Origin of the sequence: Streptomyces sp. Pv4-95, assembly GCF_045782725.1 — a bacterium.
Classification (GTDB): Bacteria; Actinomycetota; Actinomycetes; order Streptomycetales; family Streptomycetaceae; genus Streptomyces.
Map to the genome: position 1 here is coordinate 5,460,515 of NZ_CP127172.1, position 22,013 is coordinate 5,482,527.

36 protein-coding genes are annotated in these 22,013 nt (G+C 70.5%); 5 read left to right on the forward strand and 31 right to left on the reverse strand.

Going from position 1 to position 22,013, the window contains the following annotated elements; translation table 11 throughout:
* Window positions 1-37 precede the first annotated feature (37 nt).
* Genes QOM21_RS23870 through QOM21_RS23895 form a run of 6 tightly spaced genes read right to left on the reverse strand, consistent with a single transcriptional unit; the run spans window position 38 to window position 3,605 of the window.
* Entirely contained in the window at window positions 38-400 is a 363-nt protein-coding gene (locus tag QOM21_RS23870; RefSeq protein ID WP_407553071.1) for a hypothetical protein, read from the reverse strand.
* Window positions 397-846 carry a hypothetical protein gene (locus QOM21_RS23875; protein ID WP_407553073.1) on the reverse strand — a complete coding sequence of 150 codons (450 nt, stop codon included), beginning with the start codon at window positions 844-846 and terminating at the stop codon, window positions 397-399. Before QOM21_RS23875 ends, QOM21_RS23870 begins: the two co-directional genes overlap by 4 nt.
* Window positions 846-1,301, reverse strand: coding sequence for an HK97-gp10 family putative phage morphogenesis protein (locus QOM21_RS23880; RefSeq protein WP_407553075.1), 456 nt, complete (start codon window positions 1,299-1,301; stop codon window positions 846-848). Before QOM21_RS23880 ends, QOM21_RS23875 begins: the two co-directional genes overlap by 1 nt.
* On the reverse strand, window positions 1,301-1,987 hold the full coding sequence (locus QOM21_RS23885) for a hypothetical protein (RefSeq protein ID WP_407553077.1): 687 nt from the start codon (window positions 1,985-1,987) through the stop codon (window positions 1,301-1,303). The genes QOM21_RS23880 and QOM21_RS23885 overlap by 1 nt, the downstream gene beginning before the upstream one ends.
* Before the next feature lie 5 nt (window positions 1,988-1,992).
* Window positions 1,993-2,274 (reverse strand): hypothetical protein, encoded by a 282-nt coding sequence (locus QOM21_RS23890; RefSeq protein WP_407553079.1) that lies wholly within the window; start codon window positions 2,272-2,274, stop codon window positions 1,993-1,995.
* A 44-nt stretch (window positions 2,275-2,318) separates the two neighbouring features.
* Complete coding sequence (locus tag QOM21_RS23895; RefSeq protein ID WP_407553081.1) at window positions 2,319-3,605, reverse strand: phage major capsid protein; 1,287 nt, start codon at window positions 3,603-3,605, stop codon at window positions 2,319-2,321.
* A 353-nt stretch (window positions 3,606-3,958) separates the two neighbouring features.
* Here QOM21_RS23895 and QOM21_RS23900 point away from each other — a divergent pair, with 353 nt between their 5' ends.
* Window positions 3,959-4,231: a hypothetical protein gene (locus tag QOM21_RS23900; protein WP_407553083.1), complete on the forward strand. Its 273-nt coding sequence runs from the start codon at window positions 3,959-3,961 to the stop codon at window positions 4,229-4,231.
* Window positions 4,232-4,322: 91 nt separating this feature from the next.
* Here QOM21_RS23900 and QOM21_RS23905 read toward each other — a convergent pair whose 3' ends face one another.
* From QOM21_RS23905 to QOM21_RS23950, 10 genes are all read right to left on the reverse strand, one after another.
* Window positions 4,323-4,967 carry an HK97 family phage prohead protease gene (locus QOM21_RS23905; RefSeq protein ID WP_407553085.1) on the reverse strand — a complete coding sequence of 215 codons (645 nt, stop codon included), beginning with the start codon at window positions 4,965-4,967 and terminating at the stop codon, window positions 4,323-4,325.
* Window positions 4,967-5,305, reverse strand: coding sequence for a hypothetical protein (locus QOM21_RS23910; RefSeq protein ID WP_407553087.1), 339 nt, complete (start codon window positions 5,303-5,305; stop codon window positions 4,967-4,969). Before QOM21_RS23910 ends, QOM21_RS23905 begins: the two co-directional genes overlap by 1 nt.
* A gap of 1 nt (window position 5,306) precedes the next feature.
* Window positions 5,307-7,613, reverse strand: coding sequence for a phage portal protein (locus QOM21_RS23915; protein WP_407553089.1), 2,307 nt, complete (start codon window positions 7,611-7,613; stop codon window positions 5,307-5,309).
* A gap of 10 nt (window positions 7,614-7,623) precedes the next feature.
* Entirely contained in the window at window positions 7,624-8,976 is a 1,353-nt protein-coding gene (locus QOM21_RS23920; RefSeq protein WP_407553091.1) for a terminase large subunit domain-containing protein, read from the reverse strand.
* The gene (locus tag QOM21_RS23925; protein ID WP_407553093.1) at window positions 8,973-9,386 is read right to left on the reverse strand and encodes a hypothetical protein; all 414 of its coding nucleotides are present in this window, start codon (window positions 9,384-9,386) and stop codon (window positions 8,973-8,975) included. Before QOM21_RS23925 ends, QOM21_RS23920 begins: the two co-directional genes overlap by 4 nt.
* A gap of 245 nt (window positions 9,387-9,631) precedes the next feature.
* Window positions 9,632-9,832, reverse strand: coding sequence for a hypothetical protein (locus QOM21_RS23930; protein WP_407553094.1), 201 nt, complete (start codon window positions 9,830-9,832; stop codon window positions 9,632-9,634).
* Window positions 9,833-9,925: 93 nt separating this feature from the next.
* Entirely contained in the window at window positions 9,926-10,528 is a 603-nt protein-coding gene (locus tag QOM21_RS23935; protein ID WP_407553095.1) for a hypothetical protein, read from the reverse strand.
* On the reverse strand, window positions 10,525-11,031 hold the full coding sequence (locus QOM21_RS23940; RefSeq protein ID WP_407553096.1) for a hypothetical protein: 507 nt from the start codon (window positions 11,029-11,031) through the stop codon (window positions 10,525-10,527). Before QOM21_RS23940 ends, QOM21_RS23935 begins: the two co-directional genes overlap by 4 nt.
* Window positions 11,032-11,039: 8 nt before the next feature.
* Entirely contained in the window at window positions 11,040-11,195 is a 156-nt protein-coding gene (locus QOM21_RS23945) for a hypothetical protein (RefSeq protein ID WP_407553097.1), read from the reverse strand.
* Window positions 11,195-12,061, reverse strand: a complete 867-nt coding sequence (locus QOM21_RS23950; protein ID WP_407553098.1) for a hypothetical protein — start codon at window positions 12,059-12,061, stop codon at window positions 11,195-11,197. The genes QOM21_RS23945 and QOM21_RS23950 overlap by 1 nt, the downstream gene beginning before the upstream one ends.
* A gap of 189 nt (window positions 12,062-12,250) precedes the next feature.
* Here QOM21_RS23950 and QOM21_RS23955 point away from each other — a divergent pair, with 189 nt between their 5' ends.
* The 4 genes from QOM21_RS23955 to QOM21_RS23970 all read left to right on the forward strand — a co-directional run bounded on the left by QOM21_RS23955 (window position 12,251) and on the right by QOM21_RS23970 (window position 13,660).
* Window positions 12,251-12,532 carry a hypothetical protein gene (locus QOM21_RS23955; protein ID WP_407553099.1) on the forward strand — a complete coding sequence of 94 codons (282 nt, stop codon included), beginning with the start codon at window positions 12,251-12,253 and terminating at the stop codon, window positions 12,530-12,532.
* A 63-nt stretch (window positions 12,533-12,595) separates the two neighbouring features.
* A complete protein-coding gene (locus tag QOM21_RS23960) occupies window positions 12,596-12,862 on the forward strand; it encodes a hypothetical protein (RefSeq protein WP_407553100.1) in 267 nt (88 codons plus the stop codon).
* Between the two features lie 7 nt (window positions 12,863-12,869).
* On the forward strand, window positions 12,870-13,079 hold the full coding sequence (locus QOM21_RS23965; protein ID WP_407553101.1) for a hypothetical protein: 210 nt from the start codon (window positions 12,870-12,872) through the stop codon (window positions 13,077-13,079).
* 8 nt (window positions 13,080-13,087) lie between these two features.
* Complete coding sequence (locus QOM21_RS23970) at window positions 13,088-13,660, forward strand: hypothetical protein (RefSeq protein WP_407553102.1); 573 nt, start codon at window positions 13,088-13,090, stop codon at window positions 13,658-13,660.
* 90 nt (window positions 13,661-13,750) lie between these two features.
* Here the strand turns inward: QOM21_RS23970 and QOM21_RS23975 are convergent, their stop codons facing one another.
* From QOM21_RS23975 to QOM21_RS24045, 15 genes are read right to left on the reverse strand one after another with little or no spacing between them, the layout of a single operon-like run.
* Window positions 13,751-14,068, reverse strand: a complete 318-nt coding sequence (locus QOM21_RS23975; protein ID WP_407553103.1) for a hypothetical protein — start codon at window positions 14,066-14,068, stop codon at window positions 13,751-13,753.
* Entirely contained in the window at window positions 14,058-14,339 is a 282-nt protein-coding gene (locus tag QOM21_RS23980) for a hypothetical protein (protein WP_407553104.1), read from the reverse strand. The genes QOM21_RS23975 and QOM21_RS23980 overlap by 11 nt, the downstream gene beginning before the upstream one ends.
* Window positions 14,336-14,932, reverse strand: coding sequence for a WhiB family transcriptional regulator (locus QOM21_RS23985; RefSeq protein WP_407553105.1), 597 nt, complete (start codon window positions 14,930-14,932; stop codon window positions 14,336-14,338). The genes QOM21_RS23980 and QOM21_RS23985 overlap by 4 nt, the downstream gene beginning before the upstream one ends.
* 2 nt (window positions 14,933-14,934) lie before the next feature.
* On the reverse strand, window positions 14,935-16,752 hold the full coding sequence (locus tag QOM21_RS23990; RefSeq protein ID WP_407553106.1) for an AAA family ATPase: 1,818 nt from the start codon (window positions 16,750-16,752) through the stop codon (window positions 14,935-14,937).
* A 16-nt stretch (window positions 16,753-16,768) separates the two neighbouring features.
* Window positions 16,769-17,083, reverse strand: a complete 315-nt coding sequence (locus QOM21_RS23995) for a hypothetical protein (RefSeq protein ID WP_407553107.1) — start codon at window positions 17,081-17,083, stop codon at window positions 16,769-16,771.
* The gene (locus QOM21_RS24000; RefSeq protein ID WP_407553108.1) at window positions 17,083-17,376 is read right to left on the reverse strand and encodes a hypothetical protein; all 294 of its coding nucleotides are present in this window, start codon (window positions 17,374-17,376) and stop codon (window positions 17,083-17,085) included. Before QOM21_RS24000 ends, QOM21_RS23995 begins: the two co-directional genes overlap by 1 nt.
* On the reverse strand, window positions 17,373-17,606 hold the full coding sequence (locus tag QOM21_RS24005) for a hypothetical protein (RefSeq protein WP_407553109.1): 234 nt from the start codon (window positions 17,604-17,606) through the stop codon (window positions 17,373-17,375). The genes QOM21_RS24000 and QOM21_RS24005 overlap by 4 nt, the downstream gene beginning before the upstream one ends.
* A complete protein-coding gene (locus QOM21_RS24010; protein ID WP_407553110.1) occupies window positions 17,603-18,199 on the reverse strand; it encodes a hypothetical protein in 597 nt (198 codons plus the stop codon). Before QOM21_RS24010 ends, QOM21_RS24005 begins: the two co-directional genes overlap by 4 nt.
* Entirely contained in the window at window positions 18,196-18,453 is a 258-nt protein-coding gene (locus tag QOM21_RS24015) for a hypothetical protein (protein ID WP_407553111.1), read from the reverse strand. The genes QOM21_RS24010 and QOM21_RS24015 overlap by 4 nt, the downstream gene beginning before the upstream one ends.
* Window positions 18,450-19,175 (reverse strand): 3'-5' exonuclease, encoded by a 726-nt coding sequence (locus QOM21_RS24020; protein ID WP_407553112.1) that lies wholly within the window; start codon window positions 19,173-19,175, stop codon window positions 18,450-18,452. Before QOM21_RS24020 ends, QOM21_RS24015 begins: the two co-directional genes overlap by 4 nt.
* The gene (locus tag QOM21_RS24025) at window positions 19,172-19,957 is read right to left on the reverse strand and encodes an ERF family protein (RefSeq protein WP_407553113.1); all 786 of its coding nucleotides are present in this window, start codon (window positions 19,955-19,957) and stop codon (window positions 19,172-19,174) included. Before QOM21_RS24025 ends, QOM21_RS24020 begins: the two co-directional genes overlap by 4 nt.
* A complete protein-coding gene (locus QOM21_RS24030; protein WP_407553114.1) occupies window positions 19,954-21,006 on the reverse strand; it encodes a YqaJ viral recombinase family protein in 1,053 nt (350 codons plus the stop codon). The genes QOM21_RS24025 and QOM21_RS24030 overlap by 4 nt, the downstream gene beginning before the upstream one ends.
* A complete protein-coding gene (locus QOM21_RS24035; protein WP_407553115.1) occupies window positions 21,003-21,182 on the reverse strand; it encodes a hypothetical protein in 180 nt (59 codons plus the stop codon). Before QOM21_RS24035 ends, QOM21_RS24030 begins: the two co-directional genes overlap by 4 nt.
* Entirely contained in the window at window positions 21,175-21,654 is a 480-nt protein-coding gene (locus QOM21_RS24040; protein ID WP_407553116.1) for a hypothetical protein, read from the reverse strand. The genes QOM21_RS24035 and QOM21_RS24040 overlap by 8 nt, the downstream gene beginning before the upstream one ends.
* Window positions 21,651-21,995, reverse strand: a complete 345-nt coding sequence (locus QOM21_RS24045) for a hypothetical protein (RefSeq protein WP_407553117.1) — start codon at window positions 21,993-21,995, stop codon at window positions 21,651-21,653. Before QOM21_RS24045 ends, QOM21_RS24040 begins: the two co-directional genes overlap by 4 nt.
* Window positions 21,996-22,013: the final 18 nt, after the last annotated feature.

A 22,013-nucleotide genomic window follows, 5' to 3' on the forward strand; every position in this document is an offset into this window, starting at 1 on the left:
TGTGTCCTTCCTGGTGCCGGGGTCCGGCCCGGATCGGTTACTCGGTTGGGGCGTCGGCGCGCAGGCCCGGCGGGTCCCATGGCGGATCAGACGGGTACGGGCTCGGCGGCACCTCGGCCGGGATTTCGCCCGGCACGGTTTCCAGCACGCTGCCGGGGATGAGCGCGGCGAGGGTCTCGTCTACGGCCCCGGCGTCCTGCTCGTAGATGAGGCCGTCGAGGAGGTAGAACAGCCACCCCGGCTGACCCTCGGTGGGGAACACGCACACCCCGCCCGTCTGCGTCTCGGCGTCCGCGGGGACGCGGAGCACGGGCCGGCCGACGCGGGCAGGGAGCCGGTTGCCTAGGCACTGCTCGACCTCGCGGCGTTCGAGGGGGACGTATATCGGTGGCTGGCTCATGCGGGGGTCACCTCGGTGCGGGAGAGGGCGCGGTGTACCTCGACGGTGATCGAGTGCCGGATCCGGTTGCCGGCGATGGGGAACCGGTCGATGTCCCGGACGCGGATGGCCGTCACCGGGACCGGCGACGTGGGGAGTTGGCACCCATGCAGCGCGACGGCGATCGTCTCGGCGAGGCCGTAGCGCTCCGCATTGCGCGCGACACGGGGGCCGGCCTTGAGGCGTGCGTGCTGGATGAGGTCGACGGTGAGGGTCTCGATGACGGTGACCTCGGCGTCAGGGTCCCTGAAATCTCCGCTCGCCCGCTGGTTCGTCGTGATGTCCTGCTGCTCGATCACGATGAACGGCGGTGCCTGTCCCTCACGGGGCCCGTCCCGGAACGCGGGCACACCGAACGCCAGTGATTCGAGGCGGGCCTTGATGGCGCCCTCGGTGCTCGCGGCCATCAGCGGCCACCCCGGACGCCGGCCATGTTGAACCGGAAAAAGAAGTCCGTACGCTCGATGGCCGGTCGTAGGAACGGCTGCGCGTGGGTGCCGGGATGGTTGACCTTGGCGACGGGGTGAGCAGCGCCGGGCCAGTACAGGGCCTTGCCGTTCTTAGGGGTGATGACGTGCGGCGCGGTGCCGTACTCGACGGCCGCGGCGTAGTTGACGTTGGTGCCGACCGCGTAGCCGACACCCCGGATACCGCCCTCGCGGCGGGACACGATCGAGGACCGCAGCCGGCCCGTATCGACGGGTGCCAGGCGTCGGGCTTCGTTCTGGACGTCGGTGCCGGTGCGCTCGACGGCGCGCTTGACGTCGTCGCTCATGCGGCCGAGGTAGCGGCGTAGGCCCCGCTCGTAGGATCGGGTGTCGATGCGGGCGCTGGCGCTGGTGTTGAAGTATCGACGGGCCATCACACACCTCCGAGGAGGTTGACGCCCGCGTTGAGGTACGGGGCGAGGAGCGCGTCTACCTGCGTCGAGCCGGTCGACGCCGATGCCGAGACGGGCGACGACGGGGCGTCGTCGGTGTCCTCGATGGCGACGTTGTTGCCCTCGTCGTCCACGGTGAGACTCGGGTCCTGCTCGGCGTCGGCGTCCGAGGGCGCGGCCTGCGCCTGGACGTGCGCAGCGAGGAGAGCGGTGGCCTGCGCCACCAGCGGCGGCACCTCGGCGTAGCCGAACTCTCCGGATACGCGGACCTGTTCTGATCCCCACCCGTCGAGCAGGCCGGCCCAACCGCCGTTCCATGATTCGGCGCCGACGATGAGATCGTCGTAGCCGCGCCACGCAAGGTGTACGGCGTCAACCTGTCCGAGCACGTCAGACGACGTGACGCGGTAGGCCGACGACGGGAGCGACGGGGCGTCGTCGGCCCCGTCGGTGACCACCGGGGCCACCGACGAGACCGACCGGACGCGACGCGGGAGGAGCACCAACCCACCAGGCGCCACGTCCCCCACCACCACCATGGCGAGGGGTTCGAATTGCTGACGCGTGTACGCGGTGATCCGCTCCATGGCAGCAGTGATCCACGCGGCCAGCTCGGCGTCAGTGCCGGTCGTCCCCGCGTCTCGCGCCTGCGCCACAGAGCAGTACACCGGCGTCAGTCCTCGGTGCCGTCGGAGTCGGCGGCGTCGAGGTCACGCTTGACGCCCTCGGTGATGAGGCCGCCCTTGGCGACGATCTGCCGGGCGTACCCACCGGGGTGGGAGTGGACGACGGGCCCGACGGACTCGCCGTTCCCGGCGGAGTCCAGTGCACGGAACGCGTCCGACGGCGCCGTCTGGCCGACGTCCCATCCGGTGCCGGCGGCGTACTCCTGTGTGCGGACGGCGGCCGGGGTGGACTGCTCGTGGGGGGTGTCGGACTTACTACGTGCGGCCATCGCTGGCCTCCTCACGGTGTCGTGTCGGACGGGGGAAGGGGCGATCAGGTGGCCGCGGCGAACGTCACCTTCACGAACGCCTGCGGGGTGTGGACCGCGACGTTCGCGCGGCGCTCGGCGAGGATGACCAGGGTGTTCGCGGTGAAGTAGTCCGCGTGGGAATCGGTCATGAGGATCGTCACGCCCTGCCGCTCCCACAGCGTCGCGCCGGTCCGGAACCCACCGAGCAGGGCAGTACCGGCAGTCATGGCAACGGTGGTCACGACGGTGAGGCCCCAAAGGCGCGTGGGGGCGCCGGGGTCGGTGACGTTGGCGATGACGCGGAACTGACCGTTCGCGTCCTCGTCGAGTTCGATGTCCTGCCAGTCCATGGGGTTGAGGACAACCGCGGTCGGCGGGTACATCGCCAACTCGCCCTGAGTCTTGGCCTTCCGGACGGTGATCAGCTTGACGTCCGTCGAGCCGACGCCGGGCTGATACGACCCGATGCCGGGCGTGGTGAGGATCCCCTGCATTTCGGTGGTGCCGTTGCCGGTGAGGATCTCGCGGTCGAGCTTGTATTCGAGGCCGTATGTGAGGCGGCCGTTGATGTATCCCATGAGCTGCCCGTTGTCATCGGCAGCCTGCCGGGTGATCGGCACCCAGTGGGCAACGGTCTTGAGGGTCGTCGTGATCAGGTCGAACGTGAACGGCCCCGACTTGGGCTTGTCCGCGCCTTCCGCGACGACCGCGGCCTTATTCCAGGTGGACTGCGGGCCGGAAGTGTCCCGCATGTATTCCAGCGTCGTCCCGTCCGACGTCTGCCGATCGAGCAGGCTCGCCACGAGCAGCGGGAAGTCCGGGTTGTTGGGGACGATCCCCGGTACGCGGGTGTTCTGCTGCGGCTGCGTGCCGGTGGTGACGGTGCCAGCCGGCGCCGCGCGGTGGTCGACGGAGAACTGTCCGCGCTTGCCGTTGGCCCGGAAGGACTCCAGCGCGGCGGAGCGGATGAACGCCTCGGCGACGGTCACCGGGTGGGGCTGCCCCTGGTCATCGGGCTGGTGGCCCGGCTCGCTGCGCCGGCCCTGCTGCTGCGGGGCGGGGTCGCCGGCGGGGAGTGCCGCGGCGCGCAGCGAACGCAGGCGGGCGTCCCGGTTGTTGGCCTGCTCGATCTTCGCGGTGATGTCGTCAGCGCGTTGCATCAGCTCGTCAACGTCGCCCTCGTAGTTCTCATCCTGAAGCAGGCGGACGATCTCGTCACGCTGCTCGATGAGGGTGGGGGCGCCGCCCTTGATGGGGTAGATCGGCCGTCCGTCGCTGCGGCGGCCGATGGGACGCACGCGGTTGCTCATGGCGGTGTCCTTTCGTCCGTGGACGGCGCGCAGCCGCCCAGATGTCTGGGGGTCTGCGTCCGTCTGTCACGGCCGGTGGATCGCGCCCGGCATGCTCGCGGCTTTTACGTCCGGTGCGAGCGGCCCGGATCAATGCGGCGAGGGTAGATCGAATGCCGCGGTGCGCGTCGGGGGGTGCCGTAAGTCGCGGCGGCGACGCCCGTCTACCTGCGTCGTACGGCCAATGGGGTGCATCCCCCGTCACGGTCACATTTCCGGTCTGGTTCCCGGGAACGGGGCCTCTACCGGCGCCCGAGCGCCGGCCATCTGGCACACGCGGGGCCAGACGCCCTGCACAGGAACAGGAGGCCGCCATGACCGACATCGCTGAAGGACCGCTCCAGACGTTGATGAGCCTGCTCAACCCCGACAACCAGCAGTGGCTGAAGAGCCAGACCCCGCAGAGGCAGCAGGAGCTGGCCCAGCAGTTCCATCAGGACACCGGAACCGGCGGCCAGCACGTCGGAATCGAAATGATCGAAGACACGGAGAAGGCACCCGATCCGACGGCGCTTGCCAATAACTTCATCACTGGTGTGCGCGGGAGGGACGAGTTGGCGAGGAGCGATATCAAGAAGGACGCCTAGGCGTAGAGCACAAGGCCACGCCCGGCCCGCACGCTGGTGCTCAGCGTGCGGGCCTGCCCTGCCGCTGCTCGGCTGACGAAGCTCCACACCGTCACGACACCCCGGCCAGCCGCAGCAGCGCGGCCCGGCGGCGGCGCTCGGCCAGCCGCGCGGCCGGGGTGTCCTGCCGCTGCTGCTCGGCTGCGGCCTGCTCATCGAGGGACGGCGGTGCCGGAGCCTGGATGTCCTCGTACAGCGCGCCGAGCGCCGATCGCACCGTCTTCAGTTTGCTGCCGGGCACCGCAGCCATGCGCGCCGTGATCTGCGAGACCTCGACGAGGCGGGCGCCGCGGATGTTGTCGAGCGCGTCCCGGCGCTCGTCGTCGCCCATCTCGTCGAGTTTGTCCCACGTGGGCAGGTCGGTCCGGATGAAGCCCACGGACAGTTCCGGCGCCGAGCCGGACCGGGCCATCGTGCGGGCGTCTCGGCCGGCTGCGGTGTCGTCGTACCGGCCGGAGATGTAGAGGCCGTCATCCCGCTCGTCGGCGGTGAACGTCCCGACCGGCTGCATAGGGGAATGCATGAACAGCATTGCGTACGCGCCCTTGAGGCCCTTACGGAACGCTCGCGGGTGGAACGTCGTGCCGTAGGAATCGACGACGCTGTACCGGCAGGCCAGCCCCTCGAACGTGCCGTCGTCACCCTCGGCTACGCGTAGCTCAATGTCCTCGACAGACCGGAATTCGATCTCTGCCATCACTGGCCTCCCTTGATCTTGTGCTCGGCGTAGACCTCGGCAACGCCGTCCATGACGGACCGGTGCGAGGGGGACAGACGCGGCGCGTACCGGTACACCGCCCGGCCCTGCCCGTCCCGGCCGTCGTACTCGTAGACGACCGCGCCGCCACCGAACGTCATGTGACGGGGCAACTCGCCGTCCGCGTCCGGGCGTACGCCGATGTCCTCCTTGCCGTCGAACGGCCCGCGGCGCACCTCCTTGAACGGCACACCGGGCGGGCAGTAGGCGCCCCGGTACTGTGCCGTTCCTGCGGGTTGCAGGATGGCGCGGACCTCGCCGCGCAGCAGGGTTGCCACGTCAGTCCTCCTCGAACTCGTAGGTGAGTGCACACCGGCACTGGATCGATTGGGATGCGGGCGCGGCCGGGTCGGCAGGCCATCGCGACTCGGTGAGCGGGAACCGCTTGTTCAGTGCGACCGACGATCCCTGTGCCGCGCGGTGCGTCGCCCGCGTTCGGATGTCGTCCGTCGAGAGCCACGTCTTGCGGACGGCCCCGGCATCGAGGGCGGCCATGTGCGAGGCGGCCGAGTACCCGCCGACCGACTCGGTACGGGCGATCATCGTTGCCCGGTAGTCGGAAAGGTCAGCGAACACCCGTTGAATGCGGGCCCGCAGCTCAGGCACCGACTCACCCTCGGCCACCCCGTGCGCGAGCAGCATCGACCGCAGTACCTGTTCCGTCGTCGCGGTGACGTGGCCGGCCAGCACGCCGAGCCGCTCATCGAGGGCCTCGGTGACGGCCGGCTCGTCGAGGTCGAACGAGCCGGTGATCGTGGCGCCGCCGCGGCGCCATGCCCGCTCGACGAACGGGCGCAGCACCTCGGCCGTCCGGCGCCGCCAATACCCGCCGTCGAACAGGTCCCGGACCTTGATGCGCTGCTCCCACCCCTCGGGGCCGGCGGCGACGTCGAGCGCGGTCATGCGGTCCGCGGGCGTCGTGCCGGGGTCGGGCGGGGTGAGGCGGACGGTGTCCTCGCGGGCGAGGGCGCATGCCTGCTTGCGTACCTCGATGAGCCAGTCGGCGGAGCGCTGCGGCTTCTTCATCAGCCGGTCAAAGTCCCGGAGCACGCGCGCCCCCTGCTCCTTGGCGAGGGCCCGCACCACCGCCCGGCCGGCGGACTCCAACGCGTCGTACGCGGCGTTGATGTCGTCGAGGGACGGTGACGACGGGTCGTCGTCGGCGCGCGTCAGCTCAAGGCGGCGGGGCGTCGGGCGGGCGTCCACCTGCGTCGGGGCGAGCAGACGGGCAAGGGTGTCCTCGACGGCCCGCGCGACGACCTGCCCGACGTCCGGGCCGGGCAGGCGGGAGAAATCCGCGTCCCACGATCGGGCGTCGTCCGTCCCGGCTGCGCCCTGAACAGGGGCGAATTGGCTGCGGTACGGGGTGAGGGTGTGCTCGCCGATTCCGCCGGGCAGGGCGTCGTAGCCGAGGACGGCGCGGGCCTCGTCAACGGTGGTGATGTCGGCGTACATCGAGGCGCGGGCGCGGTTCGCTTTGCTGTCCTGTGCCTCTTGCAGCGCCTCGACGCCGGAGAGATCGAACTCTGCCTCTTCCGTATCGCTCGGCAGTAGGACGCGGTCAATCTCCGAGCCGATGATTTCGAGCTTCGGCTTGATCGTCTGTGCCCACAGGGCAGCCACCGCGGCAGTCTGGTTCTCGTAGGTGCTGCCGCCGGTGAGGACGTCCCGCCGCACGCCGAACGCCATGGCTACTTCATCGGCGTTGGCCATGCGGGATTCGAGGTAGTCCATCTCCTCGGCGGTGAGACCGACCCGCGCGTACTCAATCCCCTTGCCCTGCCCGCCCGGCGGCGACGCGACGAGCAGGGTCTTGCCGGCGTTCTCCGGCCCCTGCATGCTGCTGCGCCACGATGCGCGGGTGGCGGCGAATTGCTTCTCTGTCTGGTCACCGACGTAGAGGACGCCGGACGGCGTGGCACCGTTCGCGTACGAACTGCGCTGCCACTCGCGGGCGTAGGCATCCATATCGACGGCGTGCCGCGCGGCCTTCCACGGGGCGAGGCAGCCGAGCGGATCGAACGGGTGCGGGTAGCGGAGCCAGAGCATCTCCTCGGGCAGCACGGGGACGCGGGTGCCGTCGGACCGGTTGATGACGAAACCGATGATGTCCGCCGTCGTCGGCCGCGCAGCGATCGGCTTGTTCACCACAACCTGCACGTCGTCGTACACCGGGTGCGCCTCGGCGATCGGGCCGAGCCCGGTCTCTCCGCGGTCGAGCCAGACGAACGACTGCCCGGCCAATTCCCCCTGCTGCAAGAGGATGCTCTTGAACACCCGCGCCGACATCCGGCGGTTCGGCCGCTTGTTGAAGAGATGGGCGATGGGGTGACCCTCGATCGCCTCGCCGTCCGGCCGGCGCACCACCAGCGGCACCGACGACCCGTTGTCAGCGATGGCCGCCACGCACCGGTACGCCACCGCGGAATGGGCGTAGCCGCGGGCCTCGGCGTCGAGGTCGAGGGTGAGGGACTGCTGCCCGCCGATGCTGGCGACGGTGATGGGCCGGCGGTCCCGGATGGTGTCGAGGCCACCGGCCGCGCGCCGGCCGATGGCCGCGTCGATGACGGCTCGGATACGTCCCACTGGTGGCCTCCTATGCGACCGCGGCGAGGTTGCCCGCGGGGGCGAGCATGAGATCTGTGAGGGCCCAGACGAGGGCGTCGAGACGGTCCGGGGAGGCGTCGCCCGGTACCCATGTCGCTAGCTGTTCCTCGACGGTGGGCAGGCTGTTGACGACGTGCGCGGCGCGCTGCTCGAACAGGGCGGCGATGGGTTCGGCGCGGGTTACCTTGCCGCGGCTGGCGTGCACCGTGCGGTAGTTGACGGTGGGGTCTACCTGCCGGATGACCTCGCCGATCCACTCGCCGCCGTTGTTGACCTCGGCGACGATCGCGTCAGCACGGTGAGCGTGGTACGCCTGCACCGCTCTGCGGGCGGCCTCGATCGGGGGCATGCGGCCGGACAGGTCATCGAGTACGTAGCCGTGCTGCCGCATGGTGCCGTTGAGGTCCGGTACGTATTGCTGGGAGAGGCCGGCGACGATGATGCCCATCTCGTCGGACTCATCGTGTGAGGTGGCGGCGGGGTCGATGGCGACGACCAGGCGGGCGGTGTCCGGGCAGGCGCCCACGCGGGTGGTGTCGAGCAGGCCCCAAGACCACAGGGCGCCCTCGATGTCGGTGATGAGTTCGCCGTCGAGTTCCTGCCGTTCGAGGCGGGTGCCTGCGTACTGCGCGATGAGCTTGGAACGCATGAGGGCGGGCAGGTGGATCGCGTCGCGGGTCCGGCCGCGGGTGACGGTGACGTCGTCGCGGGCGATCAGGTCCCGTATCTCGCGGCGCGGTTTCGGGGTGGTGCTGGCGATGTAGTGCGGCCGGGGCCCGAGGCGCAGACCCATCGCGGAGTGCGTGAGGGCGTCGCCGAGGCGGCGCATGGCCGCAGCTTCCTCAAGCCAGACGAGGCACCGGTTACCGCCGGAGCGCAGCCGCTCGATGTCGTCGGGGGAGTGCGCCCCGAACAGCTTGGCCTCGGCCCCGCTCGGCCACCGCACGTGAGTGCCGCCGACGGTCGTACGGACAACGACGCGCGGGTCATGGGCACGGAGCCCGGATGGGCCGTTGACGGCGGACTCGACGGCGTCACCCTGCGTCGGGGCAATGATGCTGAGCCGGTGGCCGCCGGGGACGCGGTCGTCGCACGCCGGGCCGTTGACGTGCTCGACGACGTACCGCGCGGCCCCGTCTGTTTTGCCGGTGCCGCGCCCGCCGAGCTGTAGCCACATGCCGTGCGTCTCGATGTCGTCCGGGGCGACCTGCCACGGGTACGGCGTCCATGACTCCCACCGGTCTTGCCACAGGCGGGCGGCGAGGCGGTCCCGCAGTGCGCGGAGCGCGGCCGGGCTCATGCGGTCCAACCGTGCGCGCTGCTCGGCGGTAAGGCCGGTCACCGGGCCCTCTCGGCGATCTCGTCGGCGAGGGCCTCGACTTCCGCGGTGAGGGCGTCGGTGAGCTTGGCGTCAACCTTGACGGGCGCGTCGAGGCCGAGCAGGCGGGCATGCCGGTCGAGGGCCTTGATGATGACCTCGCCCGAGCGAGCATCGCCGGCCGTCGCTTTCGGCATGAGGCCGTCGAGCAGTGCCTCAAGGGTGGCGAGTTGCTTGCCGATCTCGATGTCCCGCTCGGCGGCGGCGGCCTCGGCGTACTTGCGCATGCCGCGTTTCCACGCCTCGTAGGCCGTCTTGACGTCGATGTCGAGTTCGGCGGCGATCTCACGGAACGGCATGCGGCGGCGGGTGTGCATCAGCAGCACTTGATGTTCGCGCAGTGTCGCGATGTCCTGGTTTTGCCGTGTCGCCATGTCCGCTCGCCTCCCTGGTGGGAGGGTACGGATTTCGGGCGAGGCGGGATCTTGGGTGCCGTAAGTCGCACCGAGGCCCCGCGCCGGGCGCTGTTCCGGGCGGGGCCTCGTGGGGTTGCAGCGCCACCAGCATGGGCGCGCACACGGTGTGTGTGATGGCGGCACGGTACGGCGGGCGAATGCGCACAGAGAAGCCCCACCGCCTCGGGGGTGCGCGGTGGGGCCTCGGTCAGTGTGGCAGGCGGTCAGTCGAAACCGTTCCCGTACAGGTTGTCCATCGAGTGGTTCAGGTCATTGAGGTCGGGGTGATCTGCGATCTGGAACCGATCAAATGCCCTGATCCCGTCGCGGGCGGCCTTTCCAACGCTTTCGATGGTCGCTCGCAGAGCGCGCAACTTGTCCATCGCCTCTTGAATGTCGGGGCGGGCCTCGGGCTCTTGACTCATGTGCCCATCATCCTCATTTCGGCGTGCTGCCGCCGGGCTTCCCGGCTTCCTGCCCGCCCCCGGCCAGAATCGTCCGGGGCGGGCAGGCAGTGGTCAGACGCTGTGCCACCGCGCAGGTTCCGCGCCCTCGTTGACGGTGTAGCCACCGAGCCCGATCGGGGTCACCGTTATTGCGTTGTTGGCGTTGGCGTTGGCGTCCTCACCTGCGGCAACAACACCCCTCGGCCCCTCTCCGATAGGGGAGGGGAGGGGTGGCAGATCCTCCCGCTTAACGCCCGGCCCGTTCCCGGCGCGGGTGCGCACGCCCTCACGTACGGGGATGTCGTGCTCGGCGAGCAGCGCCCGAACGGCCTTGGTGGCGGGCACACGGAGCGGAGCAGTGAGGCCAGTGAGGAGTACGCCGTTGTCGTCGCCGACGGCCTTCCACACCTCGGCGAGCACGGCGACCGGCTCGGCATCCTCGCCCTCCGTGCCCTTTGAACCGCGCTCGGCCCGCCACGCCTGAACGCGCTGCCATCCCAGGCAGCCGCCCACACCGATGACGACGTACGCCGTCTCAGGCAGCGCGGCCACGACCCCCCACATCGCCAGCCCCCCGACGCCCGAGAGAATCAGGCGCGCCGTGCGCTCACTCATGACAGCGGGCTCCCCCGACTCCCCCGGCTCGGCCGTCTCGTCGGCCTGCGTCGCGCTCATCCGAACGCCCCGGTGAACACGCTGCCCGCGAGGTTCACGCCACTACCGAGCGGGATGGCTGCCACGCCTGCGACGCTGCCAGAGAGCGCCATGAGGACGCCGGCGAGAGCGCCCCAGAGAAGTTTGGTCTTGGACTGTTGCGGGCCCCACTTCAGCAGCGCGACCAAGGCGATCGTCAGCAGGAACACGATCGCGTACCCGCCGGGGGTGAGGGCGATGGGGTGCGCCCTGGTCACGTCCGGCGCTGTGCCACCGACGCCCCACACGAGACCGACGTAGCCGGCGAGGTTCCCCGCCCACAGCGCTACCCAAGTCGTGACGCCGAGCAGGGACCAGGCGCCGAGGGCGGCGAGCGCGGCGAGCATGCCGTAGAGGAGCGACAGCACGAACGGGACGAGCGCCCCCCATCTCCGCTTCTCCTTGAAGAACCAGCGGAGCAGGAACGCGAGGACGATGCCGACGCCGAGCGCGACACCGCCGAGATTGATGGCCATGTACGGCATGAGGGGTCCTATCGGAGGACGGCCACGACGAGCGCGGCGAGGGTGAGGACGAGGGCGCACGTGCCGCTCACGGGCGGGACGGTGCGGATGTCGACCAGGGCGAGGGCGAGCAGCGCGGCGAGCGCGGCGATCACAAAGAACACGAGCGCGGCGACGGCGGGCATCACGCGGTCCGCGTCGCGTGCAGCGCGGGCGGCAGGTCGGCGAGGTGCGGCTCATGCTCCTCGACCTCGCGGCGCAGTTGGCCCCGGATCGTCGAGTCGCCCACGCGTCCGTGCCCGGCGGCGATGAGGGCGTCCCGCATGGCGGCGGTGCCGGGCCGGGCCCCGTCGTCGTACAGGGGGCGGATGGCTGCGCACCGCGGGTCGCGGTAGATGATCGCCGGGGCCTGCTCCGGCTCGGGCTCGGCGGCCGGAAGCTGCGGCGCGGGGGCCTGCTCCGGCATCGGCGGCGCCGCGGGCACCGGCTCGGGCACCTCGACGCGCTCGACGACGGGGGCACTGGACGGGGTGTCGACGCTGGCCGACGGGGTGACGACGGGCGTTGCGGCGAGGTGCAGCAGGTGACCGAGCACGAGCGGCGGCACGCACGACACGGTGATGACCAGCCACGCCGGGGCGTGCGGTGTCGCCGACCAATGGCCGGTCACGAACAGGTGCGATACGGGCTGCGCGGCCATGGCGGCGCCGAGGGCGAGCCACGCCCCGACGACGGCCGAGGTCTTACCGGGCGCGCCAGCCGGGCGGCGGGACGCTACGACCGCAGCGATACCGGCGTAGGCGGCGAGGACTGACGCCATGCCCCATGCGAGGCGGGTGTCCCATCCGGCGAGTACGCCGAGGTGGTGCTCACCGGGGGCGCACATGACCATGACGAGGATGGCGACGATGGGCCGGCCGGCATCGGTGAACAGCGTTGCCCACCAGGGGATGCGGGGCGCGGGCGCGGTCCGCGGGGTGGGGGTGCGGCGGGTGATTCGGCGCAGTAGGCGCCTGCGGGGTGTGGTGCGGCTACGCTTTGCGTCAGCCATGGAGACTTCACCTCTCCTGGTCAGACCCCTGTTTGGTGTTCGCGCACCGGGCGGGGGTCGTTGTCGTTGAGGGGGCGACGGGTCGTCGTCGACCCGTCGGGACGGCCAAAGGGTACCCCTTGGACTAGCTCAAGAATACCCCTTGTGTGATCCAAGGGGAGTGTCGAATTCCCGGATGGGGGAGACGAGTTGGCCGGTGAGGTCGAGCAGGTGCGCGCTGCGCTGCGCGCCGTCGAGCAGATCGAGGACCCGATCGAGCGGGCCGCGGTGTGCTCTGAGCTGCTGCGGGAGTGGCCGGCGCTGCACCGGCAGGTGGCAGACGCGCGACAGCAGGCGGTGAACGAGGCGCACGACGATCGCGGGGAGACGTACACCGCGCTTGGCCGGCGCATGGGCGGGATCACCGGCGAGGCGGTCGGGCAGATCGCGCGGGGTCGCGGGCGGGCGTCGTCGAGGCGTGACGACGGATAGCGCCGACACCCGTCCGACGGCCGTTGACGTGCATCGTCGCCGTGCCGCCCGCACGCTGGATGCATGAGCGTCGATTGGGAAGCGCGACGGGTGAACGACACGACGTGCGAGTTGCGCAATACGGGCACCGAGTTGGCTACCGGGGTCACGGTCGCGAGGGTTGGGGTCGAACACGACATCAGCCCGGACCGGCCCCAGGGCGCATCCGTACCCGCACGTCATTCGGTGGAGTTCCGCATCTGGTTCAAGCTTGAGCAAGAGCCGACACCGACCGAACTCAGGGTCACGTGGGACGGGTGCACGGGGCCCGCGACGGTCCCAATCACCTGACGCGCCGATGCCTGGTAACCCGCCCGTTGTCGTGCACCCGCCCTCCCCGTCCGGCGGCCGGCGGGTGACGGTCGATGGCGAGATCCTCGGCCTTGCCTACGGGCCGCGGGACGTCGTCGAATTCCTGCGCCGTGCCGGCCTCGACGAGAACGTCATCTCCATCGACGATCCGCAGCTGATCGAGTGGCGCGGTGGTGGCTCTGATGAATGGTCGTGAGGTGGGCCGTGACAAACCTCGCTGGAGTCCAATACGGGGATATTGCGGCGTGGGTTGGTGTTCTACTGTCGCTCTTCTTCTCCGTTACCGCCTTCATCCAAGGCCGCACGCAATCCAATGCGGCGAAAGAGGCTGCCGAGGCGACCCATCGCCAAGCGGAGGCAGCAGAGAGGCGCGCCATCGCGGTTGAGACGGCCCTGCTGAGTGTGATGACGCAGCTTGCCGAACGTGAGCCGAGGCAGCGTGCCGAAGGCAAATTCAAGGGGCGAAGACTCAAGGGGGGTGACGCAATGCCTCCACCCGAGCGCACCGATGAGGTGGAATGGGTCGTCGAGCGACGCTCTAAGCATGTCTTCGCATTGCGGAACGTTGGCGCTGCGATGGCGACTGGGGTCCGTATTGACCCTGAGAGAATACCGGCCTCGGCATTGAACGTTCCGGAGAATGCAACTGTCCCTCCGGGGCAGGCCATCGAACTGGTGATGGCTGCGTCCTTCGGCAGCCCGTTGCCTGGTGAAATCTGGGTCGCTTGGAATGGCCACGATGAGCCGGTTGCCGTACCCGTTCCACCCGCCGAGTAGACGTGACGCCCCGTCGTGGTGGCGACGGGGCGTCTGGCTAGTCGGGCCCCTACCCGGGTCGGGTCATGAGGGCGGCGCGCTGCATGACGTCTACCTCAGTGCCTCGACCATGGCGGCGAGGCGGTCGCGGTCGCTGAGCAGATGCTCGACGTGCTGCCGGAGTAGCGGGCCCTCGTCGGCGGTGAGGACACCGCGGGCGGCGCGAGACACGAGCACGCCGATCGCGTCACGGAACTCGTAGTCGGGGCCCGGCTGCGCCTCGGCGGTAGGAGCGTCGGCACAGGGGGCGTCGCTGCCCGTCGTCGGGGCGTCGTCGGTGGGCGTCGGCATGGCGTCGGCGAGGCGTCCCACCTGCGTGGCTAGGGCGACGACGGCCCGTTCAAGGCGGCGGGCGGGGTCATTGGTCACGGTCGGTCTCCTCGGTGGTGATGTCGGCGACGTGCACGGCTGCGCTGCGGGCGGGCGCCGGGTCGTTGCGGTGTCGCCAGAGATAGACGGTGGCGGCGGGACGTACGAGGGCGTGCACGACGAGCACGGTGAGATGCCCGCGGCGGGTGCGGGTCCACCGGCCGCCGAAGGCCAGCCGGCGCCAGAGCCACGTATCGAGTCGGTCCCACGGGCGCAGCCGGCCGAGGACGTAGCCGACGACGAGGGCAGCAGCGATGAGGGCGGCCATCATGACGCTGCCTGCATGCGGCGGACGCGGGCCGGGCGGCGGGGCGCCAGCGGCACCACCTCGGCAGCCCGATCGGCGGCCTTTCGTGCCGCGCGCTGCTCCCGCTGCTCCGCCGACCGCCGGGCCTGTGCCCCAAGGCACGCCGGGCACGCGTCCTCACCGAGCAGGCGATGGATGAGATACCCGTTCACCGTCCCGCCCTTGGCGTGCTCCTTGCGCAGACGGCGGCGACGGTCCGCCTCGATCCGGGCGTCCTGCGCCGCGGTGCACGCCTCGCAGGTCTCGCCGTACGCACGGTGCGCCTGCAAGGCGGGCAAGGTGCCGCAGGCCAGCCGGACACGCCCCTCGTCGTCAACCCACCGGCCGTCACCGCGGGCGAGCCTGCTGCGCTCCTTGGTCGTGAGGCCGCCCCACACCCCGAACCGCTCGCCGCGGTCGAGGGCATCGGCGAGGCAGTCGGCGCGCAGGGGGCAGCCGAGGCAGGTGGCCTTGGCCTGCGCCTGCTCGGTGGCCGTGCCATAGAACAGCTCAGGATCCGCGGTGGCGCAGCCGGCGGTGCCGCGGTCGAGGAACGTGGGGAGGTTGATCGGGCTCATGGTCACTGCTCCTCGGTGTCCGGGTGGTTGGCGGTGGGGGCGTTGGGGTGGCTGCCGGTGTGGGGGTCGCATGCGAGGTGGGTGGTGTATCCGCGGTCGAGGCGGTAGCCGGTGAGGGGGGTCTTGCAGATGTCGCATTGGGGGGTCTCGGGGGTGGTCTCTTGGTCGTCCTCCCCCACACCTCCCCCCTCCCTAGAGGGGGAGCGGGGGGAGGGAGGTGGTTTTGGGGCATCCCCCGTACCTCCCCCGGCGTTTGGGGGGATGTCTGACCTGCGGGTTTGGTCCACCTCCCCCGGGGTCCCCCCGTTTTTGGGGGGAGGTGGGCTTTCAAGATCGCGGGGGAGGTTCGGGGGGAGGCCATTTCGGGCATCAAGAGCCTCGTCAAATGACCCCTTGCGCTTGCGGATCCTGACCGCCTCTTCGATCTTGTCCTTGCGCATCTGGATGCCCTTCTCCGCGCACCACTTGCTGACGCGGGGCGCTCCCCACGCGAGGTCAATGCGAGCCTCGGCGAGGGCCGCGACGAGCCATTCCGGGGTGCCGGGCGCGAGGGGCTTAGGCCGGTTGTCGAGGGATTCGAGGACCACGGAGGTAACGGGCCGGCCGTCCGCTTTCGTCTCGCCGTCGATGGTGACGACGCGGAGACCGAACTGAAGATCGCCGCCTTGCTCGTCGTCCTTCTGTTTGCCGATCTTCATGGTGACGATGGTGTTGCGGGCGTCGTCGCCCTTCTTGGACACGTGCAGTTCGCTCTGTAGGGCGCCCTTGGCGCTGCTCGATCCGCGGCCGTGCTCGCCGACATGGCCGGTGTGGTGGATGACGAGGACGCACGCCTCGGTGGCCGCCCTGAGCTGTTCCATGCGGTCGACGACGAGGCCGAGTTCCTTGGCGCTGTTCTCCTCGACGCCCACGGACACGCGGGCCTGCGTGTCGATGACGATGAGGGCCGGCGAGAGGCGGTGCATGGCCTCGATGAGGGTGTCCCATTCGGGCGACATGGCCTGTACCGGGCGCGGCAGGAAAAAGACGTTGTCCATCTTGAGGCCGTAGTGCTTCTCCCACGCGCGGACGCGCTTGCGGATGCCGCGGGCGCCCTCGGCGACGAGGTAGACGACGGTGCCTTGCCGGACGTAGTGGCCGTGCCACTTCATGCCGGTGCCGACGTGCCCGGCGAAGTCGATGACCATGAATGACTTCATGTGCCCGGACGGGCCGACGACGCGGGCGAGGGAGTCGAGGTGCAGCAGATCGCCGACCAGCGGTTCGAGGGTCGGCATGTCGTCGAGGCTGGCCGCGTCGAGAAGCTCGGCGATGAGGGCGTCCGCGGGATCCCCCGAGCGGCCGGCGGCGCGCTCGGCCTGCCGCTTGAGGTAGTCGTCGATGAACGTCGTTGTCCCGCCGGGGACTGCGTCGGGGGCGGTGGCGTACTGGACGATGCGGCGGCCAAGGTCGGCCTCGGCACGCAGGTCGGAGCGCTCGCGGACCTTCTCGGCGTAGTAGCCGGGTTCTCCGCCGTAGTTGGCGAGGTGGCTGATGTAGGGGCTGCCGCCGGCGCGCTTGATCTCTCCGCGCTTTTCCAGCTCGATGGACACGGCGAGGGGGCTGGTGGGATCGCCCTTGTCGTAGAGGTGGGTGAGTGCGTCCCAGACGAGTTCATGAGCGGGCTGCGAGAAGTCAGCGCGACTGATGATGCCGCGCACGATGGGGATCTCTCGGGGCTGGTGCATGCAGCCACCGAGCACGGTCCGCTCGGCGTCGATGTGTTCCTGGCCGTGCGGGTCCGCCTGGTCGTGCGGCTGGAGTTGGCGGACGTTGGTCACGGGCGGGCTCCTCGGCTCAAAAGAGGGTGGCGGGCTGCTCGGGGGCGACCGCGGGGCGGCCGGTGCAGGCGTGTTCTGCGACGTGCTTGTGGGGGCAGCGCGCGGGGTGGGTCGGGTCGATCCAGCGGAGCCGGGCCGGGGTGTGGGGGCCGGCGACGAGGCACCAGATGAGGCGGTGGGGTGTGCGGGCGGCGGCCTGCTCTGCGGGGGTGAGGGGGCGCAGGTCCGCGGTGACGTTCAATGCGGCTCGTTGGCCGACGAGTTGCCGGAGGATGGGCGCGCGGCAGGCGGGGCACCGGGTGGTGCCGTCTGCTGCCGCGCGCCCGGTCATCAGGCCACCTCGTCGAGAGTGCCGCTCGCGGTCCGCTGGCGATACATCGTCTGTGCCTGCTGCCGCAGCTTCTCGTCAGTGAATTCGTCGCCGGCAACCTCGATGTCGACGATGCGGACCTTGACGGCGTCGGGCTTCTCCTCGTCGGGGCCCTGCTCGGTGCGCTCAACGGAGGTGAGTTCGACGATGGCCATGACGTGATGGCCGAGGTTGTTGAAGAGGTCACGGGCGTGGGGGCGGATGGCGGCCTCGACGTCGGCGATGACCTTGGTGTCGAACTTGATGGTGGTCATGCGGCTCGTGCTCCTTGGTAGTTGGCGGTGCATTCGGTGTGGTGGGTGGAGCGGATGGTGCCGACGAACTGCGCGACGTCGGCGGTGCCGGTGACGGGGCCCTCGGTGGTGCGGCAGAGCAGGCACTCGTAGCGGGCGCGGGGCGGGCGGATCCACCGGTCGCCGCCGCGCGCCTGCTGGCCCATGTCGACGTAGAGGGCGCCGGTGATGGCGAGCGGCCGCCCAGTCACCGGGTCAACCTCGTGATCCCGACGGGCCACTTGGCCTTGGTGAGGCGGGTGCGCTGCCCGGCGGGAAGGTCGAAGAGTGGGGCGCCCCACCAGTCGTGTCCGGCGGCTCGGAGCCACCAGGCATCGCACATGTCCCCGCCCTTGCCCGCGGGGGTGAGGTCGCCGGGGAATTCGATGCCAGCCGCGAGGTATGCGGCTGCGGCCATCTCCCGTTTGTCGGCGCTGCCGTTGTCGCATGCGTAGCTCTTGAGGGTCGCCGGGACGACGTAGGCGTACGGGACGCCGGCGTCCGCGAGTTCGCACCGCGCAATGCCGTGAACCATGCCGGTGATGCCGGCGCCTTTCGCGTGCGTCGGGAGATCCTCGATTACGGCGAGGCGCACCGGCCCGTGTGTGGCCAGCGCCCGGCGCAGGTTGTCGCGGATCATGATCAGCCGGTGGTCCGCGTCGGCGGACCGGGTCTTGATGCGGTAGGTGGTGCCGTCGGGAAGGGCCACGCCGGTGCTCGTGAGGGAGAGGTCGAGGCCGATGATGCGGGGCTGGGGCCTGGCCGCCGTGGTGGCGGCCGGGACGGCGTCGAACAAGGTGGTCACTTGTTGTCCCCCTTGGTGAGGTGGCCGCACCGCTCGGTGGTGCAGCGCCAGAGCCCGTCACCGGCCGGCACGTGCACCGTCTGTGTGTGGGCGCACGTAGTGGTGTGGCAGGCCAGCCACCGAGTGCCGGCCGGGACGGTGTAGAAGCGGGCGGTACGGACCGCGGCGAGGCGGCGGGCGCCGATGTAGCGGGGCAGGGCGAGGAGGACGATGAACGCGAACCCTGCGAGGCCGCCGAGGAGTGCGGTGATCACTGCTGCTCACCGCCCGCCTGGTGCGGGATGACCGGCCATGCGCCCTCGACGACCGCGCCGGGGTCCTTCTTACGGAAGTGCTCCTGAAGTGATGCGGCCTGCTCGGCTGCCCATGCGATCTGTGCGGCGTGCAGTGCGTCGAGCGTCATGCCCGCCAGCCGCTCGTACCGGGTGCCCTGCCGCCACGCGACACGGCAGGCGGCGAGAGCGTCGGCGTCCGCCTGGTGCGCGCCGTCGAGGGGTACCTCGTAGTGCTCACACAGGGCGGTGAGGGTGCGCTTGCCGCGGCGGTAGCGGTCGACCTGCTTGTCGATGACGAACGGGTCGATGACCCGCAGGTCTCCGCCGAGGCGGTCGGTGAGGGGCGTCATGCCGTACCGGCGGGCCTCACGGTCGAGGAGCGTGAGGTCATAGCGGGCGTTCATCGCGACGACGGGGATGCCGTCGGACAGAGCCACCTGCGAGAGGGCGCCGATGATCTCGTCGACTGCCTCTCGCAGGTCGACGCCCTCGGCGCGGGCCCGCTCGGTCGAGACGCCATGGATTGCGGCGGCCTCGGCGGGGATGTCCTCGCCGTCCACATCAGTGAGCCAGGTGGCGGACTGCACCGGCTGGCTGCCGCCGCACTGGACGACGCAGGCGGTGACGATGCGGGCGGTGAGCGGGTCGGGCCCGGTGCTCTCGATGTCGAAGCCGGCCATGCGGCTCGTGTGCCAACTCACGCGCCACCGCCTACGCGTTCGCCGTAGATGCGGCCCCCGAGGGCGTCGAGCGTCTCCCACTCGCCGGTCTCGTTCTGTACCTTCCGGGCCAGCATTCGCAGGTTCGTCAACTCGTAGTTGATCTGCTTAAGCCGGGCGGGGCTGGTGCCCTTCTCCAGAATCTCGTCACGGTAGGACTCCGCGGACCGGGCCGGGGCGTCGTTGCCGCGCTCGATGAGCGAGGCGTCAGGATCCTTGTCGTGCGTGGGCGTGAGGCCGCTGGTGAGGAGCAGCACGCGGAGAGCGACGCTCTGAGCCTTGGCGGTGCCCTTGTCGGCGGAGTCCAGCGCCTCGCCCTGCGTTTGGAGGGTGAGGGTGTCACCGACCGGGCCGACGATCAGCCACGTGACGCGGGCGGTGCACTCCCGCATCTTGTTGCCCTTGCTGGTGGTGGTGTCGCGGTACGACGCCTCGACGTTCACCGGCAGGACGCTGACGCCGTGCCGCAGAGTGACCGGCCCGAAGGTGTTGACCACGGTGTCGACGCCACGGAAGTTGAAGCGGGTGCCGCCGCCGTTGTACTGCTCGCCCTTAGCGATGGCCCGGACTTCGCGACGAACGCGGAGCCACGCAAGGTGAACGGGCACCATCTCGGGGTCTTGCTCGCCGGGCTCGTAGTCGGCCATCGGGTCCGGTGCCGGGCGGTACTCCGTCGTCTGCTCCGCCTCGACGGCCGGGCTCGCGGCGGTGGTGTCGGCGCGGCCGGCCGCAGCCGCGGCGCGCTCCTGAATGGTCGTGCTCATGCGTTGTGCTCCTCACGGATCACGCGGGGGATGTTCAGGCGGCGGCTGACGCGGTCCTCGACGCACTCGGCGTAGGCGTCCGGCCAGCGCTCGGCGAGGCGCGCGGTGTCGCAGTGCTCGCGGGCCTGCTCGTCGTAGCTGTAGAAGCGGCGGTCAAAGACGGTCGCCTCGGTGGCGTTGCCGAGGGCGGCGATGAGCTGCGCCTTGGCGATGGCCTTCCGGTGCTTGGCCTCGGTCTCGTCGTTGCCTGCGTCGAGGTAGTCGGCGAGGGCGTCCTGTGTGTCGCCGTCGCGGTCGAGGACGACGGGCGCGCCGTCGCGCTCGGGGTGCAGTTGCTCGTAGAGGTCGAGGAGTACGTCAGGGTCGGCGTCGTGCGGCAGGACCGGCGGCCGGCGCTCGGTGATCTGCTGCCATGCCCGCTCGCCGGTGGCACGCAGGTCCGCGATGAGCTGCGTGTGGTCGGCTACGCGGACGACGAACTGTCGATAGTCGTTGCCGCCGATGAGGCACCCGACGTGCATGTGGTCGTAGCCGCACGTGTCGGCCTGCCACAGGGTCTGTGCGAGGACGTCGTCCGGGCACCCGCGCCGCCACTGTGAAGCCTTCATCTTGTCGCGGCACTTGATCTCGACGGCACAGCGCTCGGCGGCGTCGGCGAGGGGGCATTTCAGTACGCGCCGGTCGAGGGTGCACATCTGCCACGGGCGCTCGACGTTGGCGACGAGACCGACGCGGCGGACGACGGACCGGTTACGGCGCGCCCACTCGCGGGCAACGGTCTCCTCATTCAGCCGGCCCCAAAGAGCGGGCTCGGAGTCGTCGCCTTCCAACGGCAGGCCGCCCGTCTTGTCGTGCCAGACGGAGAGCGCGTTGCCGTAGCGGCTGATACCGAGGATGGCGGCGAGGTCGGAGGATCCGAGGCCCTGCCGACGGGCGGTGAGCCATACCTCGCGGTCGGCGTCGGCGGGGAGGATGAGGCGGCCGGTGGGGGTGACCCGCCGACCGGCGGCCGGGGCCGAGGCCCCGGCCTGCGCGGTGGTGATTGTCATCCGAGCAGCACCCCCAAAGTGGCGGCGATGGTGGCCACGAGCAGCGCGAGAGCCATGAAGCATCCGGCCGCCGCGGGCGCGTGGTCGTAGGTGGCGGTGTCGAGAGCCTCGCGGCGCGAGGTGGCGCGGCCGTCGTCGGTGCGGCGGCGGTGGTGGTCGCCGAAGGTGTCAGCCACGGTCGTCACCGCCCCCGGGCGCGAGGGCCGCGCACACCAGGCACCGGTGGAACGGGTCCGTGGACTCATGGCAGATGTCGACGCAGCCTCGACAGAACCGCGTGTCGCGGTACCGGGCCCGCCCGTCGAATCGCATGTCGGTCGGGTCGAACGGGCGGCTGCACCTGCCGCAGGTCTCGGCGTCGCGGGTGGACTCGCCCTCGCGGGTGTCCTTCCCGGCGGCGTCGAGGAACAGCCGGACCGCGCCTCGGTCGACCTTGGACGCCATCGTCTCGATGGCGTCCGCCTGCAACCGGTGCTGATGGCTTTTGGTCGACCGGTACTCTCGGGCCTTCTTGGTCAGCCACGCGACGACTTCGCGCTTGGCCTCGCGCAGCACCTCGGCACGGTGCTCGTCGAGCAGAGCAGCAATCTCGCCATCGGCCGTGGCCAGCACGCCCGGGTGATCGAGAATCTTGGATCGGGCGTTCATGCGGCGGCACCACCCTCGGCGGTGCGCTGCTGCGGCACGGCCTTGGGGCCGGCAACCGCCCGGATCCGATCGGCCAGCGCCATGCACTGCCCGCCGTACACCGGGAGTTTCGTGGCGAGTTCGTCGACCAGCCGCTCAACAAGGAGCGTCTCGGCCCGGTGCCCGTCGTGCGGGCGGGGCTCGGCCTGCTCGTCGAGGATCTCGGCGAGGGCGTCGGCGTGCTCGGTGACGAGGTCGAGGACGAGAGCCTCGACGAACTGCGAGATGTCGAGGGTGACGCCGGTCGGGATGGCCTCGACGGAGATACGGAACGGCCCAGTAACGGGCGTGTCAGCGGACATTGGTGCCCCCAAGGGCGA